This window comes from Enterococcus sp. DIV0755f, assembly GCF_051713725.1.
GTDB classification, from domain to species: Bacteria; Bacillota; Bacilli; order Lactobacillales; family Enterococcaceae; genus Enterococcus_D; species Enterococcus_D casseliflavus.
Genome location: NZ_JBIOQL010000001.1, coordinates 2,022,173 through 2,042,992, shown reverse-complemented (window position 1 = coordinate 2,042,992; position 20,820 = coordinate 2,022,173). Strand labels below are relative to the sequence as shown.

The 20,820-nt window shown below is 43.3% G+C and carries 17 protein-coding genes; 11 read left to right on the top strand and 6 right to left on the bottom strand.

Annotated elements, in window-relative coordinates:
- Window positions 1-12: 12 nt before the first annotated feature.
- The 5 genes from IGI73_RS09255 (at window position 13) to IGI73_RS09235 (ending at window position 6,964) form a co-directional block, all read left to right on the top strand.
- The gene (locus IGI73_RS09255) at window positions 13-1,656 is read left to right on the top strand and encodes an ABC transporter (RefSeq protein ID WP_428207198.1); all 1,644 of its coding nucleotides are present in this window, start codon (window positions 13-15) and stop codon (window positions 1,654-1,656) included.
- 13 nt (window positions 1,657-1,669) lie between these two features.
- On the top strand, window positions 1,670-2,248 hold the full coding sequence (locus IGI73_RS09250) for a hypothetical protein (RefSeq protein ID WP_115232481.1): 579 nt from the start codon (window positions 1,670-1,672) through the stop codon (window positions 2,246-2,248).
- 162 nt (window positions 2,249-2,410) lie between these two features.
- The gene (locus IGI73_RS09245; protein WP_325837592.1) at window positions 2,411-4,039 is read left to right on the top strand and encodes a PTS transporter subunit EIIC; all 1,629 of its coding nucleotides are present in this window, start codon (window positions 2,411-2,413) and stop codon (window positions 4,037-4,039) included.
- Window positions 4,039-5,370 (top strand): 6-phospho-alpha-glucosidase, encoded by a 1,332-nt coding sequence (locus IGI73_RS09240; protein ID WP_034858513.1) that lies wholly within the window; start codon window positions 4,039-4,041, stop codon window positions 5,368-5,370. The genes IGI73_RS09245 and IGI73_RS09240 overlap by 1 nt, the downstream gene beginning before the upstream one ends.
- Window positions 5,371-5,590: 220 nt before the next feature.
- Window positions 5,591-6,964, top strand: coding sequence for a gluconokinase (locus tag IGI73_RS09235; RefSeq protein ID WP_428207199.1), 1,374 nt, complete (start codon window positions 5,591-5,593; stop codon window positions 6,962-6,964).
- Window positions 6,965-6,982: 18 nt separating this feature from the next.
- On the opposite strand, the gene IGI73_RS09230 is transcribed toward IGI73_RS09235, so the two are convergent.
- Window positions 6,983-7,723, bottom strand: coding sequence for a MurR/RpiR family transcriptional regulator (locus IGI73_RS09230; RefSeq protein WP_060792114.1), 741 nt, complete (start codon window positions 7,721-7,723; stop codon window positions 6,983-6,985).
- 151 nt (window positions 7,724-7,874) lie between these two features.
- Here IGI73_RS09230 and IGI73_RS09225 point away from each other — a divergent pair, with 151 nt between their 5' ends.
- The 5 genes from IGI73_RS09225 (at window position 7,875) to IGI73_RS09205 (ending at window position 12,069) form a co-directional block, all read left to right on the top strand.
- Entirely contained in the window at window positions 7,875-8,627 is a 753-nt protein-coding gene (locus tag IGI73_RS09225) for an IclR family transcriptional regulator (protein ID WP_016610978.1), read from the top strand.
- Between the two features lie 110 nt (window positions 8,628-8,737).
- Complete coding sequence (locus tag IGI73_RS09220) at window positions 8,738-9,385, top strand: bifunctional 4-hydroxy-2-oxoglutarate aldolase/2-dehydro-3-deoxy-phosphogluconate aldolase (RefSeq protein WP_428207200.1); 648 nt, start codon at window positions 8,738-8,740, stop codon at window positions 9,383-9,385.
- Between the two features lies 1 nt (window position 9,386).
- A complete protein-coding gene (locus IGI73_RS09215) occupies window positions 9,387-10,385 on the top strand; it encodes a sugar kinase (protein ID WP_005229911.1) in 999 nt (332 codons plus the stop codon).
- A 12-nt stretch (window positions 10,386-10,397) separates the two neighbouring features.
- Complete coding sequence (kduI, locus tag IGI73_RS09210; protein ID WP_005229915.1) at window positions 10,398-11,240, top strand: 5-dehydro-4-deoxy-D-glucuronate isomerase; 843 nt, start codon at window positions 10,398-10,400, stop codon at window positions 11,238-11,240.
- 22 nt (window positions 11,241-11,262) lie between these two features.
- Entirely contained in the window at window positions 11,263-12,069 is an 807-nt protein-coding gene (locus IGI73_RS09205) for a gluconate 5-dehydrogenase (RefSeq protein WP_005229917.1), read from the top strand.
- A gap of 246 nt (window positions 12,070-12,315) precedes the next feature.
- On the opposite strand, the gene IGI73_RS09200 is transcribed toward IGI73_RS09205, so the two are convergent.
- The 5 genes from IGI73_RS09200 to IGI73_RS09180 form a co-directional block, all read right to left on the bottom strand.
- Window positions 12,316-12,987, bottom strand: a complete 672-nt coding sequence (locus IGI73_RS09200; RefSeq protein ID WP_115232474.1) for a rhamnogalacturonan acetylesterase — start codon at window positions 12,985-12,987, stop codon at window positions 12,316-12,318.
- Between the two features lie 10 nt (window positions 12,988-12,997).
- Entirely contained in the window at window positions 12,998-14,386 is a 1,389-nt protein-coding gene (uxaC, locus tag IGI73_RS09195) for a glucuronate isomerase (RefSeq protein ID WP_438759191.1), read from the bottom strand.
- 20 nt (window positions 14,387-14,406) lie between these two features.
- Window positions 14,407-15,918: a UxaA family hydrolase gene (locus tag IGI73_RS09190; RefSeq protein WP_015509921.1), complete on the bottom strand. Its 1,512-nt coding sequence runs from the start codon at window positions 15,916-15,918 to the stop codon at window positions 14,407-14,409.
- Window positions 15,919-15,930: 12 nt separating this feature from the next.
- On the bottom strand, window positions 15,931-17,334 hold the full coding sequence (locus IGI73_RS09185) for a tagaturonate reductase (RefSeq protein WP_428207201.1): 1,404 nt from the start codon (window positions 17,332-17,334) through the stop codon (window positions 15,931-15,933).
- Window positions 17,335-17,405: 71 nt separating this feature from the next.
- Window positions 17,406-18,386 (bottom strand): LacI family DNA-binding transcriptional regulator, encoded by a 981-nt coding sequence (locus IGI73_RS09180; RefSeq protein ID WP_005229927.1) that lies wholly within the window; start codon window positions 18,384-18,386, stop codon window positions 17,406-17,408.
- Window positions 18,387-18,548: 162 nt separating this feature from the next.
- Between IGI73_RS09180 and IGI73_RS09175 the strand changes: the two genes are divergently transcribed.
- Entirely contained in the window at window positions 18,549-20,762 is a 2,214-nt protein-coding gene (locus tag IGI73_RS09175; protein ID WP_325845023.1) for an AraC family transcriptional regulator, read from the top strand.
- The last annotated feature ends 58 nt before the right edge of the window (window positions 20,763-20,820 follow it).

Here is a 20,820-nt window from a genome sequence, read left to right as displayed (position 1 = left end):
GGAGAGAAAAAAATGAAAGCAAGCAAATTATTCTTAGGAATCGGTCTCGTATGTACATCAGTCGTGGTATTAGGCGCCTGTGGTAATTCCAACAGTGAGTCAAAAGGGGCTGCTGTAGTAGAAGATCTGCCAGAAGCTCGCTTTGAAGCAGACAAAGATACCCCAAGCTGGCAAAAAGACACTGACCATGAAGCGACCTTGAAGTGGTATGTCAACTTTGATTGGTATGCTCAGCCAGGTTGGGGAAAAGATACTGTGACGCGAAAAATCAAAGAAGATATGAATATCAATGTCGAATTTATTTCAGGGAATGATGAGAACCTTAACACGATGTTAGCTGGAGGCGATCTGCCAGATATCATGACCTTCGATAAAAATCTATCTGCTGCCAACGAAGCGACGAAATTTGCTTTACCACTGAATCTTTTGGCAGAAAAATACGATCCTTATTTCCTAGAACATGCAGCGAAGCCTGAATCTGTTCAATGGTTTACTTTAGAAGATGGCAATATCTATGGATACCCAAGCTTTTCAACGACTGCGCAAGATTATGAGGACGGCAATGTAGTGGGAGATCAAGTCTTCATTGTCCGCAAAGATATTTACGAAGCATTAGGTGAACCTGATATGTCGACGCCCGAAGGATTTTTAGATGCGTTAAAACGGGCAAAAGAAGCATTTCCGACAGCAGATGATGGTGCTGTATTAGTCCCATTTGCTTCGACTGCATTAGATATTTCCAATGGCGGGGATGGCGCTTATGGTGGTACTTTGCAAGATTTTCTAAGCATTGCACCAAGTGTTGATGGGCAATTCAATGATCGAGACGCTGATGAGGAGTATATCACGTGGATCGAGACGTTTAGAAAAGCTTACAATGAAGGATACATCACCAACGACCAATTTTCAGACAATGACAACACGATGAAAGAAAAACTAGGGCAGGGCCGTTACTTTGCTTACTTGCATACAAACACGAAAGGACTCAATGAGTTCATGTCAGACAATAATGCCCGTAATCCTGAACAAACCTATATTGCCGTCGATGGGCCGAAGAATTCTAATGGCGATGATTCCACTTTTACTGGCGGAAATATTGGTGGATGGACACAAACCTTTATCACGACGTCGACAAAAGAACCCCAAAAAGCCATGGAGCTTTTGACCTATTTGGCAAGTGAATATGGCACGATGGTCACGACCTTTGGGATTGAAGGGGAAACATACAACCTCGTAGATGGCGTGGTTGAATACTCAGAGGAAACAGAGGCCTTACGAAATTCGGACATAGCTCGTTTTGACAAGGAAGTTGGGCTAGGTTCTTATTGGTTTGTTGGGAATGACAATTATGCTATCCAAATGGGACAAAAACCAGCTACATCGATTCGTCAGATGGTGGAATGGTCTCAAGATAAGTTAGCACCACGTTTTGAGATCGAAGACATTGATCCTCGCACCGGTTCTGAAGCAAGAAACCTCACTTCCATCAACACAGCAAGAGTGCAAGCGTTGGTCAACTTTATTCAAGCAGACTCTGAAGAAGCGGGACGTCAGATTTGGGAAGACTACTTACAAGAACGAGAAAACAATGGGTGGTCAGCAATCGTTGATTACCGAAATGAGAAAATCGCTGAAAATATTGAAAAACTAAACTAAAGGTGTGTGTGTGATGTTTGCTTTAGAGAGTCGTTTTTATCGTCTTTGCGAAGTTATTTTTCGTATGCTGGTTTTGAATCTCTTGTTTTTGGTGGTGTCGTTTCCGATCATCACGTTTCCTGCAGCTATGCGAGCGGTCGTAGATGCTTATGAACATCCTGAAGCAAAACTGCTACGCCCCTTCTTGAAAAACAGCAAAAACGCATTGTTGAAGACCCTACCATTAGGGGTCTTCAATCTCTTCTCATTTTTATGCGGACTCAGCTTGTGGCGTTCTGCTGCTTTGACGAATTCATTGTTTTTCTCTTTTTTGACCATCATTTTTCTTACATTTTTGTTGTCCTACAACATTAACCTGTATGTGATGCAATCAAAATTGCAAGATCGGCAAAACCTGTTTGACCTTTTTCGTAGTAGTTTTTTCTTTACGATGATGCACTACCATAAAGGGATCGGAATTTTAGTCCTAGCAGCGATCGGCTATTTCTTCACATGGCAATCAGCACCAAGTATCTTCTATCTGTTTTGTCTGTCTGGGCCCTTGTATTTTTATCAAAAAGTGTTGCATCTAAACAGAGTGGATCAATCTTGATTCACTCTGTTTTTTGCTTGTATTCGCCACTAGCAAGGAAGTAGACAGGATGAAACATGTTCCAATCTTTGAAACGCATTGAATTGAAAACGTTTGCTATTCTATTAGTAACAAATGTTTCCTATAATGAACCTACAAATCAACTACAAAGGAGTTTCCTCAATGAAAGAAAAAGTGATGGATGCGATGCAGAAATTCTCCAAGGCAATGTTTGTGCCCGTTTTGATTTTGCCGATCGCAGGGATATTGATTGCCGTTGGGAATGTGTTTACAAATGTCCGCTTGCTTGAGCAGTTTCCTTTTTTGGATAATCCGATAACCACCGGTTTTGGTAGTATCTTATCCGCTTCCTTATTACCGATTTTAACCAATTTAGGCATTATTTTTTGTGTTGGGATCGCTCTAGGGCTAGCCAATAAGAAAAAGGCTGAAGCGGGATTTACCGCGTTGTTGGGATATTTCGTCTTCTTAAATGCCATGAACAAATTCATGGAGCTTCGAGGGATGTTGGTTCCAGCCGATGCGCTTCAAGGTTCAGGGCAAGCGATCGTTTTAGGGATCCAAGTGCTGGATATGGGGGTCTTTCTTGGCATCATTTTAGGAATCGTCGTGGCATTGGTCCACAATCGTTTCATCGATACGAGCTTTAACAATGCCTTTCAAGTTTATGGTGGCGCGCGCTTCGTCTTTATTGTCTTGATTCCGGTCGTCGTGTTATTAGCCATCGTTTCCACGTTTGTATGGCCAGTAATACAAACTGGCATTGACGGTTTAGGCGGCATCATTCAACAAACGGGCAACTTTGGTATCTTCTTGTATGGTACGCTAGAACGCTTATTGATTCCAACTGGCTTGCATCACTTGATCTACACGCCGTTTTTGTATACTTCATTAGGCGGTGTCGCAGAAGTTGGCGGTCAAGTCTTTGAAGGGGCACGGAATATTTATTTTGCGGAAATTGCTGACCCAGCAGTCCGCGTATTATCGCAAAGTGTCATTTGGGACGCTCGTGGGATCTCAAAAATGTTTGGACTGATCGGTGCCTGTTTGGCGATGTATCAAACGGCAAAACCAGAAAATAAAGTCAAAGTCAAAGCCATTTTGATTCCCGCAGTTGTGACTTCCTTTATTGCAGGTGTGACTGAACCGATCGAATTTTCTTTTATGTTCGTGGCACCTGTTTTGTTCGTCATTCATTCTGCCCTTAGCGGCTTGAGCATGGTGGCGTTAAATCTCTTTGGTTCTCGCGCCATCGGACCGAATGGCTTCATCGACTTTCTTTTGTACAACTTGCCCTTAGGGATCGAGAAAACTCGCTGGCCAGTGTACTTGATCGTCGGGGTCGTCTTCTTCTTTCTTTATTACTTCTTGTTCCGCTTTTTGATCACGAAACTGAATTTGAAAACGGTCGGGCGTGAAGAAGAAGGGGCAGAGACCAAACTGTATTCGAAGAAAGAGTACAAAGAAAAACAACTTGCTGGATCAGGTGTCGGGGTCATGGCGAGTGACCAAGCCGCCCCTAGTCCAACTAGTGAAACAAGTATCTCAGCAATCATCACCAAAGCGCTAGGTGGCGATGACAATATCAAAACCATCGACAACTGCTATACCCGCTTACGTTTAAAACTAAAGGATCCTGAACTCGTGGATGAAGCACTGCTAAAAGACGAAACACAAGCCAAAGGCGTGATCAAAAACGGTGAAAATGTCCATGTCGTCTATGGATTGACCGTGCCGAAAGTGCGGGAAGAGTTAGAAAATTATCTTGGAAGAGAAGGAGAGATTGAATGATGAAAAATTTTTCAGTAGTGATCGCAGGGGGCGGCAGTACCTTTACCCCTGGAATCGTTATGATGCTGCTTGACAATCAAGAACGCTTTCCTTTAAGAAAGCTGAAACTATACGACAATGATGAAGCACGCCAAGCGATCCTTGGTGAAGCCCTAGCGATTTTATTAAAAGAACAAGCACCGCAAATCGAATTTTCGTTTACGACGGATCCTGAAGAAGCCTTCAGCGATGTCGATTTCTGTATGGCGCATATCCGAGTAGGAAAGTATGACATGCGGGAAAAAGATGAAAAAGTCCCCTTGCGTCATGGCGTCTTTGGCCAAGAAACCTGTGGACCAGGAGGGATCGCTTATGGGATGCGCAGCATCACTGGTATGCTGGAGATCATTGATTACATGGAAAAATATTCCCCCGATTGTTGGATGCTGAATTATTCCAATCCAGCTGCAATCGTAGCTGAAGCGTGTCGGGTCTTGCGTCCGAAATCAAAGGTTCTGAATATCTGTGACATGCCCGTGGGCACGTTGCGTCGCATGTCGCAAATCATTGGCAAACAGCCAGAGGAACTAGAAGTTCGCTACTTTGGCTTGAATCATTTTGGTTGGTGGACCAGCGTCAAAGACAAAGAAGGCACGGAGTACATTCAAACCATTCGTGACTACGTTGCAGAACACGGCTATTTGACGCAGATCGAAGTGGATACCCAACATACTGACCCAAGTTGGCAAGACACCCACAAAAAAGCCAAAGACCTCTTGGCGCTCACACCAGAATATCTGCCAAATACGTACTTGAAGTATTATTTATACCCAGATTACGTCTACGAACACATGAAAGAACATCCAGAGTATACGCGTTCCAATGAAGTGATGGAAGGACGGGAAAAACGAGTGTTCGATCATGCCAAAAAGATCACCGCCCAAGGCTCTGCTGAAGGGATCGCCTTTGAGATTGATGCCCATGCAACCTTTATCGTTGATTTGGCACGCGCCATCGCTTTTAACACGCATGAGCGAATGGTTATGATTGTGGAAAACAACGGCGCGATTGCGAACTTCCCAGATGATGCCATGGTGGAAGTGCCATGTATCGTCGGTTCTGATGGACCAGAAGCTCTCGCTCAAGGAAAAATTCCTGCCTTCCAACAAGCGCTCATGTTCCAACAGGTGACTGTGGAAAAATTAGTGGTCGAAGCATATGTGGAAAAGAGCTATCAAAAAATGTGGCAAGCGTTAAGCCTTTCCAAAACGATTCCTAGCGCAAAAGTAGCCAAAGAGTTGCTCGATGATTTGGTTTCGGAAAATGGTGATTACTGGCCAGGATTGTCTTGATTTGTTTCACATTTGCGAAACATTTGCTGATTGGATAACTGAAAGAGGAAGATTCTCCAAGAATCTTTCTCTTTTTTGATTTTTGTTGTGGAAGGATAATTCTCTGAAGAAAATCACCACGAAACGTCTTATCAACAAAACGATCAGACAGGTATACTAGAATATGCCACTAACTATGGTAGAATAAAGCTAATTGAATCAGATGAGAGGGAGCAATGCGATGTTTTTAGGGATTGATATCGGCACGACAGCCATAAAATTTGGGGTCATTGAAGATCGGAAAATCATTTACTCACAGTCATTACCAATCAAAACCCATAGCCACGGGTTAAAACAGACCCAATCAGCGACCCAGATCAGTAGCCAATTGATCAGTGGTGTCACAACGATTCCCGCTCAATTAAAAGCGGCAATCACAGTGATCGGGTTCAGTACCGCCATGCACAGTTTGATGCCAGTGGAGGGTGAGACCGCAGAAGAGATTTACATTTGGTCAGACAATCAAGCGAGTCAAACGATGACGGACTTTCGTCAAACGGATCTGGCGGCAACGTTTTATGAAGAGACAGGGACACCGATCCATGCGATGTCTCCCTTTGCGAAACTGGCTTATTTTCAAACAAATGGTTCATATTCCAAAGAGACGAAATGGTTTGGCTTAAAAGAACTAGCAATGGCGTTGTTTACCGGACAAGCACGGATCGATTATAGTACCGCATCAGCGACCGGTCTTTTTTCTTTGAAAGAAAAGCAATGGAGTCAAAAGATTCTCAACTATTTATCCCTTTCAAAAGCCCAGTTAGCGCCTTTATGTGCACCGACTGATCGTTTTTTGATTACCGAGGAGATGGCGCAGCGGTGTGGCTTGAAGCCTGAGGTAGAAGTGATGTGTGGGGCTAGTGATGGGTGTTTAGCAGCATATGCTGGCTATATTTCTACAGGGATCCGCAACAGCTTGACGATCGGAACCAGTGCGGCGGTTCGTAAAGTAAGTGAGACCACCGTCTTTGATCGCCAAAAACAAAATTTTTGCTACTATCTGCAAGATGACCTCTATGTCGTAGGGGCACCTTCAAACAATGGTGGCTGTGTCCTTGCTTGGGCAAAAGAGACCTTATCAGAAGATCCTGATGCGTTTTATCATTATCTGCCTCAAGTCATGGAGGAGTCGCCGATCGGCAGTAACGGCTTACGTTTTTTTCCCTATTTAAACGGGGAGCGGGCACCTTTTTGGACAAATGAGATCACAGGCGGCTTTTCTGGCTTGACCCTGAAACACAATCGCTCAGACATGTTGCGGGCAGTCATCGAAGGCATGCTGATGAACATCGATTTATTAAAGCAAATGGCGCAGTTGGAAGGGGCAGTCACTGTAAGTGGTGGTTTCTTTCAAACAAAACTTTTAGGTCAAATGACCGCGGATGTGTTGGGGCTGACCTGTTATCTTTCCGATGAAAACGAACCGATATTCGGCTTGTATGATTTATACAAAAGCTCTGTTGTGCGGCAAGATCAGCCAGATGAAAAATTTGTTCCTGATCCGCAGAACCAAGCGCTCTATCAAGAATTGGCAAAAACCTATTTTCAAGCATAAGCAAAAACCAGCAATCCACTAGGGTTGCTGGTTTTCTTTTTCAACATGGGTAAAAGCGTCGACGATATATTCCATCAATAAGAGCAGTTTACCAAAGAAGCTAGTGTACTGGATGTTTTGGGTGTCGTAGGGACGTTCATCGGTCACTTCAAAGGAAAAGGTCGCTAGTTGATTGGCGCGATGATCACCGTTCCCGCAAAACAAAACAGTTGGTATGTGATGTTCATTGGCTAATGCCATCTTTTCCAGCACTTTTTGTGTTTCGCCAGATTTAGAGATGGTGATCAGCATACTGATGTTCTCGATGTTGTTACTAATGATCCCACCTGAGTCAGAAGCACTGACTAATAAGGTTTTGATGCCGTTGACAAGCATTTTTTTGTGGAGGTATTCTGCCACGATCCCAGAAAAACCTGTTGCATAAATCGTAATAAACTTGTCCTTGTTTCGTCCATAGATTTCTTTGATCGCGTCGATCGTATCTGCAATACTGGCAGCGTCAATTTGGTAATCGATGGCGGCTTCAGTGATCGTCTGATTTTTCAAGCGATTCTTTAAGAAGTAAAGTAGCTCTAGATAGCCAGAAAAACCCAATTTTTGCGCAAGCCGCACGATGGTTGCGGGAGAAGTGTAGATCGCTTTAGCGATTTCTCTTAAGGGCAATCCATCGATCGCAGCGGTATTTGCAAGCAAATAATCAAGGATTTGCAGCTCATTGTCAGTCAATTTTTTTCCTTTGATCAATACATTTAAGTCCATTGTTCGGCACTCCTTTGTCTTGTCTTCATCATACAATGAATAACGACAGAAAGTAAAATGGGAATCGCCTCATGCTGATATATAGGAAAAAGGATTGTGCATTTCCTAAAAAGATATTATAATTTCTTATATAGAAAATAAAGGTGGAGAAATGATGACGCAAAAACCATATGGAACCGTACTACTCAAAGCAGCAACCATTTTAGATTATCTCGCAGAAGCGCCAAGTAAACCATTGCAAGAAATTTCAGAAGCAACGAAACTGACCCCATCCACAGCTTTGAAAATATTAGAAACGCTGCAGATGATCGGCTATGTCAAACGGGACAAAGAGAAGAATTATCGCTTAGGGTCTAAGCTGATCAAGTATGCCAATCAAAACATTCAAGAGCTTGATTTAGTGGAAATCAGCTTGCCTTACTTGGAAGCATTGCAGAAAACGGCGGATGAAACGATCCACTTAGGGGTCTTGACTGCCAATGAGATTCTTTATGTCAATAAATTGGAGCCCCACAATCAAACGATCCGCATGTCTTCAAAAGTAGGGATCACAAGACCGTTGTATAGCTCTGCCATGGGGAAAGCCGTTTTAGCGGAGTTTGATGCCCCTCAAGTGGAAGAATATTTGGCAGCAACGCCTTTAACCGCTTATACGGAAAACACCATTACGAATCAGTTGAAGTTGAAGAAAGAATTGGAACAGGCAAAAGAAAACCAAGTAGCGTTTGATGATGAAGAAATGGAACAAGAAATCTATTGTATCGGCGCCTCACTGATAAAAGATCAGGAGATCGTTGGGGCGTTTTCTATCAGCCTACCGAAATACCGCTTGACCCCAGAATACAAAACGACATTGATCGATGCGATTATTGCGACAAAACAACAAATTGAACAAGCATTATAAACTTTTTAGTGGAAAGCCCTTGCAAATAAAAACGAGAACGGTATAATAAACGTGTAAGTTTCTTTATAATAAATACCATTTTCCAAATAGGAAATAAATGGAGGGTCTCAATGAAAAAAGTAGCGAATTTAATGAAACTAAAAGAAAGCGGCGTGATCGCTGTTGTGCGTGGCGCTTCAAAAGAAGAAGCACTACAAGCAAGTAAAGCGATCGTTGCAGGGGGGATCACTGGCATTGAGTTGACTTTTACAGTGCCTCAAGCGGCGGATGTAATCGCTGAATTAGTAGCAACCTTCAAAGATAATCCAGAGGTAGTCGTTGGTGCGGGGACCGTTCTTGATGCAGTGACCGCTCGCTTAGCGATCATGGCAGGAGCACAATATGTGGTAAGCCCAACCTTTGATCAAGAAACGGCTGAATTATGTAATTTATATCAAACCCCGTATCTGCCTGGTTGCATGACCATTTCAGAAATGAAGGACGCCTTAAAAGCAGGCGCAGATATCATTAAACTATTCCCAGGTAGTGCGTATGGACCAAGTATCATCTCGGCCTTCAAAGCGCCATTGCCACAATTAAACATTATGCCGACCGGTGGTGTCAGCTTAGACAACATGCAAGAATGGTTTGCGGCGGGTGTCGTAGCCGTTGGTGTAGGGGGGAATTTGTTAGCGCCAGCAGCAAGTGGGGATTTTGACAAAGTAACAGAAGTAGCGAAACAATATGCGGCAAAATTAAAAGAGATTCGAGGAAAGTAAGATGGCAAACATTCTGACACTAGGAGAAATCATGTTGCGTCTATCGACAACGTTAGGCGACCGAATCGCCCATAGTTCGATGTTTGCTGCCCATTATGGCGGTGGAGAAGCCAATGTTGCGATTTCCTTAGCGAATTTTGGTCATCGCGTTTCTTTTGCTAGTAAAGTGCCTGAGAATGCTTTAGGAGACGCCGTTTTTCATCATTTACGAAGCTATGGCGTCGATTGTCGCCACTTGCTTCGTGGCGGTTCCCGACTAGGTACTTACTATATTGAAACCGGTATCGGGGAACGAGCAGCGCGAGTGGTTTATGATCGCGCAGGCTCTAGCTTTGCTCAAATGAAAGAAAATGAGTGGCAATCTGACCTTTTTGATGGGGTTGACATTGTTCACCTTTCAGGGATCACGCCAGCTCTTTCAACGACTTGGCAGACACTTTTACTGACGTTGATCAAAGAAGCGAAAGCAGCTGGTTGTAAAATCAGTTTTGATATCAATTATCGTGGAAAGCTGTGGACGACCGCTGAAGCGCGCGTCTTTTTGCAAGAAGTGCTCCCTTATGTCGATTATTGCTCGGCAGGACAGTTAGATGCCCAAGTCTTTATGGATGTATCAGCTCCAACAGAGGAAGTCGAAGATGACTACTATTATCAAGAAATGCATCGGAAATATCCAAATATCCAGCTCTTTTATTCAACTAGTCGTCAGGTGCTCTCAGCAAGTCACAATCAATTGACAGGAAGCCTATGGCACAACGGCAATTATGTCGTTTCTGCTACCCATGAGATCAATCCAATCGTTGATCGCGTCGGAGGCGGCGATGCCTTTTCAGCTGGTATCCTACATGGTCTTGTCACGAAGAAACAAGACCAAGAAATCATTGATTTTGCCACTGCAGCATCTGCTTTGAAACATACGATCCATGGCGACTGTAATCAGTTTAGCGCCAATGAGATACAAGAATTTATTGCAACAGGTTCAGGAAAAATTATCCGATAGGAGGAATAAAACATGCAACACATGGAAACACGCTATACCCATAGTCCACTTGATATTCGTCACTATAGTACCGAGGAATTACGCAGAGAATTTTTGGTAGAGAAAATTTTCACACCAGGACAAATCATGCTGACCTATACCCACAATGATCGGATGATCTTTGGCGGAGTGACACCGACAGAAGAAGCGTTAGAAGTGCAATTAAGCAGCGAATTAGGGGTGGAATACTTCTTAGAACGTCGCGAATTAGGCGTCATCAATATTGGAGGACCTGGTGCGATCACGATCGATGGCCAAAAAGAACCAATGAAAAAACAAGACGGCTACTATATCGGCAAGGAAACCAAACAAGTCTTGTTCCACTCAGATGATCCAGCAAATCCAGCGAAATTCTATCTATCTTGCGTGCCAGCACATAAGAAATACCCAAATGTAAAAATCAGTATCGATCAAGTCACACCAATGGAGACAGGCGAGGGCTTGACATTAAATGAACGGAAAATTTATCAATACATTCACCCAAATGTTTGTGAAAGCTGTCAATTACAAATGGGGTACACGATCTTAGAACCAGGCAGTGCTTGGAATACGATGCCAAGTCATACACATGAACGTCGGATGGAAGCATATGTGTATTTTGATTTTGCCAACGAAGACACAAAAGTGTTCCATATGATGGGCAAACCAGATGAAACGAAGCATTTAGTCGTTAGTGAAGAACAAGCAGTTATTTCTCCAAGCTGGTCGATCCATTCGGGTGTTGGAACCAGTAACTACTCCTTTATCTGGGCAATGTGTGGCGAAAATATCACCTATACCGACATGGATATGGTGGCAATGGACGACTTAAAATAAAAAGAAAGAGGGTTTATCAATTATGGATTTTTCAATGGATCAATTTCGTTTAGATGGTAAGATCGCATTAGTGACAGGAGCTGTCTATGGGATCGGTTTTACGATCGCTCGTTCATTAGCAGCAGCAGGAGCAACGATCGTTTTTAACAACTTGGATCAAGAATCAGTGGATAAAGGATTAGCAAACTATCGTGAAGCAGGGATCGAAGCCCACGGCTATGTCTGTGATGTAACGGATGAAAAAGCAGTCAACGAAATGGTCAAGCAGATCGAAGAAGAAGTTGGCGTGATCGATATCTTAGTCAATAATGCTGGGATCATCAAACGAATTCCGATGTTGGAGATGTCTGCTGAAGACTTCCGCCAAGTCGTTGACGTGGACTTGAACGCTCCATTTATCGTTTCAAAAGCAGTCTTACCGTCAATGATCAAAAAAGGACATGGAAAAATCATCAACATTTGCTCAATGATGAGTGAATTGGGAAGAGAAACGGTGGCTGGTTACGCAGCGGCTAAAGGCGGCTTGAAAATGTTGACGAAAAACATTTGTGCTGAATTTGGTTCAGCTAACATCCAATGTAATGGGATCGGGCCTGGTTATATTGCAACACCGCAAACCGCACCATTACGAGAGATCCAACCAGACGGTTCTCGTCACCCATTTGATCAATTTATCGTAGCGAAAACACCTGCTGCCCGTTGGGGTGAGCCAGAAGATTTAGCAGGACCAACGGTTTTCTTAGCTTCTGAGGCATCAAACTTTGTCAATGGCCATGTCTTATATGTAGACGGCGGTATCTTGGCGTATATCGGGAAACAACCTGAATAAAACAATCAGTAGTAAGGATGGGGACGATTGCAATCGTTCCCATTTTTATGGTGCAACACCTAAGAAATGAAGGGCTTTAAAAATAAATGAGTTGAAGCAAAGGAACTGCAAACAAATCTTTTAAAAAGAATCAAAAGCAAAACGCTGTGAAGGAAAATGTTCTTCGCAGCGTTTTGCTTGAGTAGCTCTTTATCAAATCAGGTAGCGTATTTATGTTAGGGGAAGATTCAACACGAACAATGAGTTTCAATCTAACAAAACTTGTTGTGCAAGCGGTAATGGAGCATTTGTCAAACATTTGGCAACTAATTTGGCGACGGCTGTAGCACCTTGGTCATTCAAATGCGTGTTATCCGTAATGCCGGCTGGATAATTGGGGTGCTGGTTTTTTTCTAAATGAAGAAAATAGGTTTTCGCCTGTTGTGGTTCCAGTGCTGAAAAGAACCGTTGTGTTGCGGCAAAAAGATCCAGACAGACCACATCCAAGGAGGTAGCCAAAGCACGCATTGCTTCTGGGTAAGGACCGACTGCCAAAGGATCAAGTTGCTGTTGGTCCACGTAATGCAAACGAGTGATCGAGGTCAATAGGATCGGTGTCGCTTGCTGCTGGCGTGCCGTTTGCACGAAGGTTGCTAAATTATGCTGATATTCTACAGGTGTCGTACCACGACTATCTGTTTTTTGATCGTTGTGTCCAAATTGAATCAAGAGATAATCACCAGCATATAGTTCTTTTTTTGCCTGCAACAAGCGTCCTTCTTCAATGAAGCTTTTGGAGGAACGCCCATTTTTTGCCAAGTTGACGATTTGATGCTGGGGGAGATAGCGTGAGATCTTTTCACCCCAACCCGTTTCTGGACGAGCGCTAGGCTCTTTGATCGATGCGGTGGAATCACCGACGATGACGATTTTTTCCATTGTCTTTCTCCTAAAATTTGAAGTAGTTGTTGGCGTTTTGATAACAGACATTTTCTACTAATGGTTTTAGCTGACGAAGATCAGCAGGTGCTTCACCACGTACAACGATCTCAGCAAGCCATTCACAAAAGACGCGTCGGAAATATTCATGACGGGTGTAAGACAAAAAGCTTCTTGAATCCGTCAGCATGCCGACAAAGTTAAAGATCACACTGCCGTCTGCGAATTTCGTCAATTGGTGACGCATGCCTGCGCGGGTGTCGTTATACCACCAGCCAGATCCTAACTGCAATTTATTATTGCCTTCTTGCTGGAAGCACCCCATCAAAGCGACGAGTGCATCATAGTCATTGGGATTTAAGGAGTAGAGAATCGTTTGAGGCAAATGGTCCTGCGCATCAGCAGCGTTCAATAATTTCTGCAAGCTTTGAGTCAGTGGTTGATCATTGATGCCATCGTAGCCCGTATCTGGTCCCAAGCGCTCAAACATTCGTTGATTGCAGTTACGGTACGCATGGACATGCAGTTGCATCGTCCAACCATGTTCGTGATACAGCTTCATCAGTTCAACTAGAACATTGGTTTTGAAGAACGAGACTTCGTTTTCCTCCAAAGATTCTCCAGCTAATGATTTGGCAAAAATTGCTTCAAGGGATAACTGTTCGTCTGCAGCATACACTAAAGTATCCAGTGCATGGTCAGACAAGCGGCAGTGATGCTGGTGAAAGTAGGTTACACGGTCCCGCAAGGCTCTCAAGAAAGCATCGTAGGTAGTGATCGCGTTTTCGACACTCTTTTCGAGTTTGGTAACATAGGTAAGAAAATTCGGATGGTCGATTTGTAACGCTTTGTCAGGTCGAAAGGTCGGCAAGACCCGAAAACGTTGTTCTGTTTGGCTTAATTGGTGATGATAGTGAAGATCATCGACTGGATCATCTGTGGTGCAAACGATCTCGACGTTACTACGAGCAATCAAAGCTCTTCGGGTAAAGTCTTTTTGCTGCAATTTTTCGTTGCATAGCCTCCACAAAGTTTCGGCGTTTTCTTCAGTAACGGGAAGATCGATCTCAAAAAATCGCTTTAATTCTAAATGGGTCCAACTGTAAAGGGGATTTCCCACCAATTTTGGCACTGTTTGACACCATGCCAAAAATTTTTCATAATCACTGGCATTGCCCGTAATCGCTTCTTCGGGTACGCCACAAGCGCGCATCAATCGCCATTTGTAATGATCACCACTTAGCCATGCCTCGGTGATAGTTTTAAACGGCCGATCCTCATAGATTTCTTTCGGGTCTAGGTGGCAGTGGTAATCAATAATCGGCAGCTCTTTGGCATAGTCATGGTATAGTGTTTGAGCAATTTCATTTGGCAATAAATAGTTTTCATTTAAAAACATGTCGGACCTCTTTTCTTTGATTATAGTGTCACGCCATTTTTAAAGATGGCGATCTCACGAACGTTGTTGGCTTCATTACGCGTCGGTTTTCCACTGGCAGTATCGATGATCGCTTGAATAAAATCTTCCAGCACGACCTCCATCGGCTCTTCCAACAAGCGGCCAGCGTTGAAATCCATCCAGTGGGGTTTCTTATGATAAATCTCTTGATTCGTGGCAACTTTCATGGTCGGCACATAGGCACCAAATGGCGTGCCGCGACCAGTGGTAAATAAGACGAGTTGGCAATCGGCAGAAGCCAGTGCAGAAGCGGCAACAAGGTCGTTTCCTGGACCTTCCAGCAGGCTCAAGCCTGGCTTACGGAGTTTTTCCCCATATTTTAAGACATCGACGACAGCGGAAGTCCCAGATTTTTGGGTACAGCCTAATGACTTATCTTCTAGCGTAGTGATACCGCCTGCCTTATTGCCAGGAGAAGGATTTTCATAGACTGGTTCACCGTATGCAAGGAAATAATCTTTAAAGTCGTTGATTAGATGGAGAATTTTTTCAAAGGTGGCTTCATCTTGTGCACGCGCCATCAAGACTTGTTCAGCGCCAAACATTTCGGGTACTTCCGTCAAGACTGTACTGCCACCTTGAGAAACTAAAAAGTCAGAAAATGCCCCCAACAAAGGGTTGGCGGTGATCCCAGAAAACCCGTCGGAACCCCCACATTTTAACCCGATCTTTAGCTCACTCAAGGGAACGGCTTCTCGTTGATCCTCTTTTGCTGCTTCCAGTAATTCTTCTAATAAGCTTTCGCCGACCGCAATTTCATCGTCGCTTTCCTGTGCCACCATAAATTTGACGCGCTTTGGATCGTAGTCACCCAGGTTTTTCTTAAACTCGGGAACGGTGTTGTTCTCACAACCTAAGCCAAAGACCAAGACGCCACCGGCATTTGGATGATGCACCGCATCAATTAAAATTTGACGGGTGTTTTGATGATCTTGGCCTAACTGAGAGCAGCCGTAGGGATGTTTAAGGATCGTAATATGATCAAAAGTGCCAAGATCCGGATGATTCTTCTTGAAGTTTTCAACAATGATCTCTGCGATGCCATTGATACAACCAACTGTTGGCACGATCAGTAAATCATTACGAATTCCAACTTTGCCGTTTGCCCTACGGTACCCTTGGAACGTCGCAGCCCTTTTTGGATAACGGACGGGATGCAAATCGGGAGCATAGGTGTATGTTAAGGTGCCAGAAAGGTTGGTTTTGACATTGTGGGTATGCAACCATTGGCCAGTTTTCACGTCAGCTAAGAGATGTCCAATGGGATAGCCATATTTGATCACGTCTTGTGATTGTGCGAGGTCTTTGAGGGCGATTTTGTGTCCTTGTGGAATATCCTCAAAAAGGGTGATCGTTTGGCCTTCAAATGCAAGGGTCGTTTTAGCAGCTAGTGGTTTTAATGCGACTGCGACATTGTCTTTAGGGTGCAATTTCAATAGTTGCGCGGGTGTTTCTGTTAATGTGCTGGACATAAAGATTCTCCTTTATTTCAAACTTGGCTCAGGGGTGTCAATCGACGCAAGTAACTGGCGGGGTCCGTCTTGTTTTAGACATGCGCACATTTCATTGATTGTCTCTGTCATAAAGCTCAGGTCTGCATGCCAAAGTTGCTCATTTTTTAATAGAGCTGCGATCTGTTCTTCTGCTGGTAATTGTTTCACTTGCTGAAATATGGTTGTCACTAGCTCATCATCTTGAAAGGGTCGTGTGAGATAGAAAGTCAGCAATCCAGCCAGTGCGGCAGTGATTCGTTTTGGTACCTGCTGGTTTTGTTGGACATAACGACTTAAGACTGGTTGAAGACGCGCACGGAATTTTGAGACGCTGTTTAAAGCGATCGATTGCAGCTGATGCTTCACATAAGGATTTCTGAAGCGCTCTTTGATTTGGTCCGCATAAGCTGCAAGCTGTGCTTTAGGCAAATCAAGCATTGGAATCAACTCTTCCTGAAAAAGACCATCCAAAAAGGCTGCAAATTCACGGTCGTTCATTACTTCTTCAACGGTTTCTAAACCCGCTAAAAGACCGAGTGGAACCATCGCCGTATGAGGACCATTTAATAAATGTACTTTTTGTTCACGGTAAGGAGTCATATCTTCTGTCACGATCACATTCAACCCAGCTTCTTGCAAAGGGAGCTTTTCGGCTACGCCGTTTCCTTCGATCACCCATAGCATAAAGGGTTCCGCAGTGACCATTACGGCATCCTCATAGCCAAGAACCTCTTGGTATTGTGCCACTTTGTCGCGAGGATATCCTGGAACGATCCGATCGACTAAGCTGCAGCAGAAGGTGTTTTCTTTTTCTAACCAGTTGACGAAGTCTGATTCCAAAGACCATAATGCGGCATATTGTAAGACGATCTCTTTTAGTTTTTCCCCATTCCGATCGATCAATTCACAAGGAATGATCAAAAATCCCTTTTTTCGTAGTTGAAAACGACGATACAAAAGAGCGGTCAGTTTTGCGGGAAAACTTTGGGGAGGGGTATCGTGTAAGGTATCCTCTGGGTGAAACGCAATACCTGCTTCCGTCGTATTAGAAACGATGATCTCAAGTTGCTCGTCTTCGGCTAAAGCAAGATAGTCTTCCCATTGCTGATAAGGATTCAGCACTTGATCAATGGTGGAGATGACTTCAAATGTTTGAGATAAAGCGCCATCGACAAGCCCTTCTAAGATAACGGTGTAGAGATTTTCTTGTTGTGCCAACAGCTCTTTCAAGCCGTGATCAATCGGCTGTACCACAACGGCACTGCCGTTAAAAAGACCTTGCTTGTTCATTTGCTGCAGCTGCCAGTTAAAAAAGCCCCGCATAAAATTGCCTTCCCCGAATTGAATCACTCGGGCTGGATAGGTTTGATGGGGTTGTTCGGTAATTTTTTTCATAGAATCCTCCTTAAAAAATAGTTATGCACACGTTAACATTTTTTGCGTAAGCGCTCTTGAAAACAAGAGGCTTACAACGATTGACGAATGATTAACGAGGTATCAAAGAAATGTTGTTTCTCAACTACTTGATTGGCAAATGCTTGCAACAGCAGGGTTGCTGCCAATTGACTCATTTCATAGACTGGTTTGCGGATCGTTGTTAATGGGGGATACGTATAGGGAGAAAAAGAACTATCATCAAAACCGATGATGCCGATCTCCTCTGGGATCTTTCGTCCTGCTTGATGACAGGCATTGATCGCACCGATCGCCATGTCATCATTGGCGCAAAAAATCACTTCAGGTGGTTCAGGTAAAGCGAGTAGTTGCTGGGCACCCAGCTGACCGCTTTCCAACGAGTAGTCGCCAGCTACGAAGTATTCTTTCGGGCAGACAAGCTGCTTTTCTTGAATCGCTTTCATAAATCCTTTGCGGCGCTCTCTAGCGGAACCAAAGGAAGCGATCCCTTCGATCATGGCGATCTTTCGAAAGCCTTGTTCAAGCACATAGGTGATCATTTGATAGACCCCTTGGGCATCATTACTAGTGACATTCATCAAAGTTGCATCCTGCAATTGACGATTCAAAACGACGATGGGAATGTTTTTCTTTGAAAGAGCAGCGATAAAACCGTCATCACGATCGCTTTGACTCATCACGATCGCTCCATCGAGGCGATTCGGCTCTTCATCAAATGTATCGGATTGCAATAATTCGTGAACCGCCAAAGTATATTCGGATGGTAGGGTATCACTGATTCCTTTGATCACTTCGACTAAAAAGCTATCGGAAGTACCAATGGATAGATGAGAAAAATAAAGACCAATGATATAGGATTTTTGATTCACCAGACTTTTGGCATTGACATTGGGCACATAGTGTAAAGATTCAGCGATGGCTGCGATCTTCTTTTTTGTTTCTGGCTTAATTAATGGGCTATCGTTTAGCGCACGAGAAACAGTTGTATGTGAAACACCAGCGACTTTGGCGATATCTTTGATCGTGACCATAGAAAACCTTCTTCCTTTTTGCTTGATTTAAGCATAGCTTGTTCCCACGAGAATGTCAATACACCAAGGATGCACACGTGAAACATTTTTCAAAATAACATAGGAACTTTTTCTGGGATGTGCTAGTATAAAAGAAGATAGTCAGGTAATGGGAGGGAGTCTATGAAATTCTTTTTAAGCTATCATCAAACGTCCAACTTGTTTTATAAAATATTTATTTTGATTTTTCTAATTGGTAGCGCTTTAATAATTGGGTTTAGTGGGGTCATTTATCATCGAACGTATCAAAACATTCAAGAAACATTTTTGCAAAGTCAACATAATTTGGTCAACCAAGTCAAAGAAAATCTGGATCAAAAAATTCAGATGGTGGAGTATGCCTTTTCTACATACAGTAGCACACAAAGCTTTTCCGATACGATGGAACAGCCGTTTTCTGTGACGAATTATCGACAAGTACGAGAGATCAATTCACAACTGGCTTACATTGGTGTGATGGGGATCGAAAACGCCAGTTACCAATTGGTGAATTTGAACCAGCATTGGAAAATCGAAGAAGGCTCCTTAAAACAGATCGATGATACTGAACTTGCTGCTTTTCAAGCGTTGATCGACAACCAACGCTACTTGTATTGGTTACCAGAAGATGGCTATTTAAAAATGGTGATGACGCTGCCTGTGTTTCGACAGGAAACCACTGCTTTGGGGATCGCTGAAATCCAAGACCATACCATTGCGCAGTTGGTGGCAGATCATGACGATTCCTTTTTGAATATTTTTCATGCTGACGGACAACTGCTTTTCGATAATGGTGAAGTGATCGATTCTGCCTTACAAGAAACAATGATTGCAGCTGCCCACGGCGATGGCATCTTCACTGACAAAGAAAACAATAAGTATGTGGTCACACAATCGGATTACAATCAGTGGTATCATGTGATCCGCCTGGCGCCTGCTAGCGTTTCACAAGCAATCCGTGAATTAAGAAGCGGTTTGATCGTGATTGGCAGTCTTTTGATCATCCTCTTTTTATTAGTATCCTATCGCATTGCGATCGTGGCTACTTCACCCATCAATCGGATCGGTGAGCTTTTAAAGCCTAAAAAACAAGGTCAGAAATTAGAAGTCAATCAGTTGATTTCCGATATCGACCAGGTCTTACATCAAAACCACGATCTCTCCGTCAAAGTCGAGCATCAAAAGCCCGAATTAGAATCCTTGTTTCTATTAAACTTGTTTCGCGGCTGTATCTCAGAAGAAGATATTCACTTAAAACTGTCACAATTTGGGTATGAAGTATCCAAAACAGAACACTTTGCCGTATTACTGATTCAAATCGATGATTTGTGTGGACGAGAAACAGCGACTATTGATATTTTCTTGCTTGCCATCGAGAATCTCGTTTCTGAGATCATTCCAGCAAATTTGCGTTTTCAACCAATCATCTCCAGTCAAGAAACCCAAGGAACGATTTTAAAGCTTCCTGAATCAGTTGACCAAAAACAAGTATTGACCTATTGTCAAAAGATCCATCAAGCGGCAAAAGATTACTTGAAAATCAAAATAAGTTGTGGGGTCTCACAATCCTACGACCGCCTCGTAGAAACCAAATTAGCGGTTGATAACGCCAAAGAAGCCTTGCACTATCGAATGAATTTAGGGGAAGAAGTCATTATCTTTTTTGACGACATTGCAGCACAATTAGACAATAATGCGATCGTTCAATACCCTAGAGAAGCAGAAAGCACCTTTTTGGATGCGATGCGTAGTGGGGAACTAGCGACCATCAAAGCGAGTTACACGGAAGTCGTACGGGAAATCATTCATGAAAACAAAAATCCGTTGACGATTGAAAGTGCCTTGTTTAAGTTGATCAACAGTATCGTTCAGCTAGGGCAACTCTTAGGAGCGGATCATACCAGCTTGCAGAATAGTCGTAAAGTTTATCAATCCGTGCTCAACCAAACTAGTTTGTTCAAAGTTGAGCAAATCATCTATCATGAGTTAGTTTTACCTATCGTTGAAACGACACAAGCCAAAACAGATCGAGAAATTCGCTCCTTGTCTGAAAAGATGGTCTTGATCGTACACCAACAATACGATCAAGATCTCTCCTTAGATAGCATTGCTGAACAGCTGCATTATAATGCCAATTACTTAAGTAATGTGTTTAAAAAGGAATTATCCATCAATTTTGCCGATTACTTACAAAACTATCGGTTACAAATCGCCAAAAAATGGTTGCGGGAAACGGATATGACGATCAAGGAAATCGCAGCCAACCTTCAATATACCAACTCTCAAAACTTCATCCGCTTTTTCAAAAAGAAAGAACAGATGACCCCTGGAGAGTATCGCAAACGATCCAAAGACTAAAAGAAAAAAAGCGCTTTTTGATCGTTGATCAAAAGCGCTTTTTTCTTTGCTGCCTGTT